The sequence below is a fragment of the Rhizobacter sp. P2_H2 genome (assembly GCF_056403375.1).
This window is the reverse complement of record NZ_JBFUFP010000254.1, coordinates 1-6,157: the sequence shown is the minus strand read 5'-3', so window position 1 is coordinate 6,157 and position 6,157 is coordinate 1. Positions and strand designations below refer to the sequence as shown.

Sequence of the window (6,157 nt, the reverse complement as noted above, 5' to 3'; positions counted from 1 at the left end):
GCGCAGGTGAAGGGGACGGAGCGGGAGCGGGGGAAGGCGCCGGTGCCGGCGAAGGGGCTGGCGCAGGCGCGGGCGTCGGCGCATCCGACACCGGCGGCGGCGCGCTGACGTCCTCGCTGTCCTTGCCGCCGCAGGCGGCCAGCAACGCAACGCTGAGGAAGGTGGCCGCCAAGTGTCGGCCGTGGTGGCCGTGGCGAAGGACGTTTACAAACGGCATGACGCGTCTCGCTTGCTTGCAAATGTGGCGCTTCGTGTCACCGGAACACGCCCGTTCGGGGCGGGTTCCGTCAGGACACGACGGTCATCCCCGGCGTTCGGGGGGCATACGGCCAGGGCTGCAGGATCGGTGCCTGCTGCCTCAGGCGTCGTGCACCCGCTCGCCGTCGACGCGCAACGCGCCCTGCCCCGCCAACTCCGCCACGAGCTGACGACAACCGGTCGACGCATCGGCCCAGCCGAGCTGCCGCGCGATGCCGGCGAACAGCCGCGTCGCCTCGGCCCACGCCAGCAACGCCGGCCAGTCCTGCGAGCGCTGCTCCATCAGGCGGTACTTCAGCAGCACCTTCGCGCCGTGGCGCGCATGGCGCAGCGGATCGGCGCGGAAGCCGGCGAGCCGCGAGCGGGCACGCGACAACGCGCCGGCCACGTCGTCGAACGGCGCGCCATGGCCGGGCACCACGGTCCGCACCGGCAGCCGCTCGACCAGGTCGAGCACAGCACCGACCTCGTCGAACGCATCGACACCGTCGAGCTCCGGGAACACCACGCCGAAGCCGTTCTCCCACAGCGCATCGGCCGACAGCAGCACGCCCTCATGCGCTTCGAACAACATCAACGACTGCGGATCGTGGCCCGGTGCCGCCAGCGCCTGCCACGCCCGGCCGCCAGCCTGCAGCACCTCGCCCGGTGCCAGCGACGACTGCGCGGTGAAGCGCTCGCACAGCTGGCCGGTCGCGCGGTACGACAGCGCGTCTTCGTCCCACGCCTGCACCGTCTGCCAGCTGGCGCTCGGCACCGTGACGGCAGCACCCAGCGCGCGCTGCAGCGTCGCGTTGCCGCCGCAGTGGTCGGAGTGCAGGTGCGTGTTGACGATGCGCGCGAGCGGCGCGCCGGCCAGCGCCTGCCGCACCAGCGCCAGCGTCTGCGGCGCATGCAGGCAATGGCCGCTGTCGACCAGCACCGCGCCCTCGCCCTGTTCGTCGTGCATGCCGTGCAGCAGCACGTTGTTCGACGACAGCCAGCCGCGCTCCAGCACCTCCACGCCGGTGGGCAGCGGTGTCGTCATTGCCGCACGGCCTCGATGCCGATCTGCAGCTTCACCGTGTCGCCGACGACCGGCAGCCCGTAGGTGATGCCGAAGCCGCTGCGCGAGAACTCCGCCTCGAAGTCGCCGCCGCAGACCTCGCGCTTGAGCACCGGGTGCTCGTAGCAGTTGAAGCTGACCGCGCGCAGGCTCAGCGGCTGCGACGCACCGTGCAGCGTCAGCTCGCCGCGCAGCTCCACCGGCTTGCCGTCGGCGAAGCGGAACTGGCTGGCGACGAAGTAGGCCTGCGGGTGGTTCTTCACGTCGAGGAAGCTGTGGCTGCGCAGGATGGTGTCGAGCGGCGCCACGCCGCTGTTGATCGACGCGGTACCGATCGTGATCGACGTTTCGCCTTGTTGCGCCGCACGATCGAGCGTGACGTGGCCGCTGATGTCGTCGAAGCGGCCGCGGCTGGTCGAGGTGCCGAAATGGCGCACCTCCCACTGGATGTGGGTGTGCGCCGGATCGATCAGGTAGACCGCCTGCGTTTGGTTCGCGGCCGGTGCTTGCGCGGCCGCCAAGTGGGCACCCGCCAGCAGTGCGGAAGCCACCAAGCTGCCCCGCAAGAACGCGGGTTTCAGAGCAGTGAAGGAGGAGGACATGCGTGCTCTCGGGGACGACAGGCTGCCGATAATGCGTCATCCGGCCGATCGCTGCCGCCAAGGACCTCCATGCCCGCAGTTCCGGCGGAATCCTCCACCTCCTCGCCGCACCTCGGCGCTGACCTGGCGCGCCTCGTGGCCGACGAGCAGACGGCGCTGCTCTACCAACGCTCGCACACCGCCACGATGACCGGCGTGCCCTTCGCGCTGCTGGTGTGCTGGGGCCTGATCCCCTACGACTCGCCGCTGCAGCTGTGGGCCTGGTTCGCGATGCGCTGCACCATCACCGGCACGCGGCTGCTGCTGCGCCAGCGCTTCTTCGCGCAGGCCGAGCCGGCGACCCGGCCGTGGCGCGGCCGGCTGCTCGCGGTGCTGGCGGTCGACGGCTTCGTCTGGAGCCTGGCCGTGGCGTGGCTGAGCCCGCCGCACCACCCCGACATCGTCGCGCTGATGGTGGCCTCGCTGGTCGGCGTGTCGGCCGTGGCGCTGTTCGTGCTGCAGGCCGCGTGGTCGGCGTGCGCGTCCTTCCTGGTGTCGCTGCTGTTGCCGGTGGTGGTGGCGCAGGCGCTGCAGGATTCCCGCGCTGGCATGTTCACCGCGATCGGCGTGCTGCTCTTCCTCGGCCTGATGCTGTGGGAGGCGCGCCGCGCCGAGCTGCGCATCCGCGAACTGCTGCGGCTGCGCTTCACCACCGACCGCATCGCCGAGGAGCGCGCCGAGGCGCTCGCGCTGGCGCAGCGACAGAGCAGCGTGAAGAGCCAGTTCCTCGCGACAATGAGCCACGAGATGCGCACGCCGCTGCACGGCATCCTCGGGCTCGCGCGATTGCTGCGGCGCCAGCCCGAGCCGCCGACCGCCGCGCAGTGGGACGTGATCGAGCGCGCCGGCGAGCACCTGCTGGCGCAGATCAACGACATCCTCGATTTCTCGCACCTGCAGGGCGGCACGATCGCGCTCGCGCAACAGCGCTTCGACCTCGCGCAGCTGGTCGACGACGTGGTCGCGCAGTCGTCCCCCGCRGCGAGCGAGCGCGGGCTGCTGCTGCAGGCGCGCCTGTCGATGACACGCCCGGCGCTGGTGGTGGGCGATGCGGCGCGGTTGCGCCAGGTGCTGCAGCAATTGCTGGGCAACGCGATCAAGTTCACCGAGGCCGGTTCGGTGACGGTGATCGTCAAGCACCACCCGGTGCGCGGGCGGGTGCGCATCGACGTGCGCGACACCGGCATCGGCATCGCGGCGGTCGACCGCGGCCGCATCTTCGATGCGTTCCAGCAGGGCGACAACTCGTTCCGACGCCGCTACGGCGGCACCGGCCTGGGCCTGACGATCGCACGCGAACTGGCGCGCGCGATGGGCGGCGACCTGGTGTGCACCAGCGTGCCGGGCGAGGGATCGAACTTCCGCCTGACGCTGGCGCTGCCGACGGCGCCGGAAGACGCACCGGTCGAACCCGCCGCCGCGACCGGCGAGCGCAGCGGCCGCCTGCTGAGCGGCCACGTGCTGCTGGCCGAGGACAACCCGGTGAATGCGCTGGTGGCCGAGGCGGCGCTGCAGGGCCTGGGGCTGTCGGTGCAGGTGGTGGGCGACGGCGAGCAGGCAGTGGCGGCGTTCAAGGTGCACCGGCCCGACCTGGTGCTGATGGACTGCCAGATGCCGCTGATGGACGGCTTCGAGGCGGCACGCCGCATGCGCGAGCACGAGCAGGAGGCCGGCGACGGCCGGCGCACGCCGATCGTCGCGCTGACCGCCAATGCGATGGACGGCGACCGCGAGCGCAGCCTGGCCGCCGGCATGGACGACCACATGGCCAAGCCGTTCCGCGACGATGCGCTGTGGGCGACATTGCGGCGGCTGCTGGCGCAAGGCAGGGACTGACCGCCGTCAGGGAAGCGTCATCGGGCTTTCATCAGGCATCGATAGAGTCCGCCGGTTTTCAACCGACGACCTCCCCATGCAGCACCCGTTCCTCCACCGGCGCCACCTGATCGCCGCCTCGATCGCTTCTCTCTGCGCACTGGCCGCGTGCGGCGGCGGCGGTGACAGCGGCCCTGCGGACGGAGGAACCGTCTCCGCCCCGCCGGCGCCGCAAGGCCTGGGGCATGCCGACACCGCGCCGGTGGCCGATGTGCAGGCGGTGCCGCCCTTCGTCGACTTCGCCGCCACGAACCAGCGCGGCGACGCCCGCTATGCAACGCTGGACACGAACGCCGGCGTGCGCGCCGTCTCGGGGTTTCTCGACATCTGGAAGCCGAGCACGCTGCTCGTCGATGCGGGGGCCAGCGCCGCCGCGAACGGCAGCTTCCCCGCGGTCGTGACGTCGAGCTGGAGCGGCATTCCGGGCGACGCCACCGACGGCACGGTGCTCAACGCCGGCACGCACGCAGCGAACATCCAGTACGTCGTCGACCTCACGTCCCGGCGCACCGCGGCCCAGGAGCTGGCGGCCTACCTCGACGACCGGCGCGGCAAGGGCTACAGCGTGACCGACGGCCTCGGCCCGGTGACGAGCGCATGGCGCACCGCGGCCCAGCAGACCACCACCATCTMGAGCATCGCGGCCGACGCGAACAGCGTGCTCTACAACGACGGCGGCAACAACATCGGCGTGGGCGGCAGCGGCAACGCCAGCTTCGGCAGCGTCGTCGACTTCATCGGTGYCATCGGCACCAATGCGTCCACCGAGCCGGCCAAGCGCTTCTACAAGTACGCGCGGCCGTGGCGCTGGAGCACGAGCGTCGTGGTGGCGCCGTCGCTGGTGCCGGCGAAGAGCAGCACGCCGACCACCGACGGCGGCTACATCAGCGGCCACTCCGCGGAAGCCACGCGCGATGCCGTGGCCATGGCCTACGTGTTTCCGCAGCGCTTCCAGGAGATGGTGGCACGCGGGCTCGAACTCGGCGAGAACCGCATCCTGGCCGGCATGCATTCGCCGCTCGACGTGATGGGGGGCCGCATTCTCGGCCAGGCTTCGGCGGCCGCGAACATCGTGGACCCCGCCAACGCCGCGCTGAAGCAGGCCGCCTTCGCCCAGGCGCAAGGCACGCTGAAGGCCGCCGCGGGCGTGACGACGGCCGAAGCGCTCAACGCCTTCGCCCACTCGGCCGACACGTCGACCGATCGCTTCGCGGATCGCGCCGCCAACCGGGTGGCCTACCTGCGACGCCTCACCTACGGGCTCACGCCGATCGGCGACACCAGCAAGGCCGCCACGGTGCCCAAGGGGGCCGAAGCGCTGCTGGAAACACGGCTGCCCTATCTCGATGCGGGCCAGCGCCGCGTGGTGTTGAAGAGCACGGCGCTGCCGTCGGGCTACCCCGGCCTCGATGACAAGGAGGGCTGGGGCCGCCTGAACCTGTTCGCCGCCGCTGACGGCTACGGCGCGTTCACCGGCGACGTGACGGTCGGCATGGACGCCTCGCTCGGTGGCTTCAGTGCCGCGGACGCCTGGCGCAACGACATCGCCGGCGCCGGCAAGCTCACCAAGGCCGGCACAGGCTCCCTGACGCTGGCCGGTGCCAACACCTATTCGGGCGGCACGGAGATCACGGGCGGTTCGCTGGTGGCGGGTTCGGCCACCGCCCTCGGGGCGGGCGACGTCTTCGTCGGTGCAGGCACGCTCGTCTGCAGCGCACCGTCCACGCTGTCGATCGGCGGGGCGCTCTCGGTCCTGGGCGGTGCCAACCTGACGCTGCAGATCGGCGATGCGGGCGCGGGCCGCGTCAGCGCCGGCGGCACGGTGACGTTGACGGGCGGCACGCTGACGGTGACCTTCAAGCCCGGGTTCGCCCCGAGCGTGGGCGACACGCTGAGCGTGCTCAAGGGCACGAGCCTGCGTGGCAAGTTCAGCACGATCTCGGTGACCGGCTACAAGGTCACGCCAACCTACACGGCCACGCAGCTGCTGCTGAGCATCGACGGCTGAGCCCGTCAAGGGCGGCGCGTCCGCCCTTGACGCTCAGTGCCCGCCGCCCAGGTACGCCGCCTTCACCGCCGGATCGTTCTTCAGCCGCTCGGCCGGGCCGTGCACCGAGATGCGGCCGTTCTCGAGCACGTAGCCGTAGTCGGCGACGTTCAGTGCCGCGGCTGCGAACTGCTCGACCAGCAGCATCGTGACGCCCTCGGACTTCAGCCGCGCGATGATGCGGAACACCTCTTCGACGAGGATCGGCGCGAGCCCCATCGACGGCTCGTCGAGCAGCACGATCTCGGGGTTCAGCATCACCGCGCGCGCCATCGCGAGCATCTGCTGCTC

The 6,157-nt window shown here is 71.4% G+C and carries 5 protein-coding genes; 2 read left to right on the top strand and 3 right to left on the bottom strand.

Annotation, left to right across the window (positions count from 1 at the left end; genetic code table 11):
• Nucleotides 1-358 precede the first annotated feature (358 nt).
• Nucleotides 359-1,285 (bottom strand): MBL fold metallo-hydrolase, encoded by a 927-nt coding sequence (locus tag AC1D15_RS14945; RefSeq protein WP_465111552.1) that lies wholly within the window; start codon nucleotides 1,283-1,285, stop codon nucleotides 359-361.
• Nucleotides 1,282-1,854 carry a YceI family protein gene (locus AC1D15_RS14940; RefSeq protein WP_477826600.1) on the bottom strand — a complete coding sequence of 191 codons (573 nt, stop codon included), beginning with the start codon at nucleotides 1,852-1,854 and terminating at the stop codon, nucleotides 1,282-1,284. The genes AC1D15_RS14945 and AC1D15_RS14940 overlap by 4 nt, the downstream gene beginning before the upstream one ends.
• Nucleotides 1,855-1,974: 120 nt before the next feature.
• Between AC1D15_RS14940 and AC1D15_RS14935 the strand changes: the two genes are divergently transcribed.
• Together AC1D15_RS14935 and AC1D15_RS14930 are read left to right on the top strand one after the other, a co-directional pair.
• A complete protein-coding gene (locus tag AC1D15_RS14935; RefSeq protein ID WP_477826599.1) occupies nucleotides 1,975-3,780 on the top strand; it encodes an ATP-binding protein in 1,806 nt (601 codons plus the stop codon).
• Nucleotides 3,781-3,856: 76 nt separating this feature from the next.
• On the top strand, nucleotides 3,857-5,827 hold the full coding sequence (locus tag AC1D15_RS14930) for an acid phosphatase (protein WP_477826598.1): 1,971 nt from the start codon (nucleotides 3,857-3,859) through the stop codon (nucleotides 5,825-5,827).
• A gap of 33 nt (nucleotides 5,828-5,860) precedes the next feature.
• Here AC1D15_RS14930 and AC1D15_RS14925 read toward each other — a convergent pair.
• On the bottom strand, nucleotides 5,861-6,157 hold a 297-nt coding region (locus AC1D15_RS14925), incomplete at its 5' end, for an ATP-binding cassette domain-containing protein (protein ID WP_477826597.1).

What these genes read in the sequence shown, in the direction of transcription:
- AC1D15_RS14945 (WP_465111552.1), bottom strand. Translation starts at nt 1,285, where the DNA reads ATGACGACACCGCTGCCCACCGGCGTGGAGGTGCTGGAGCGCGGCTGG.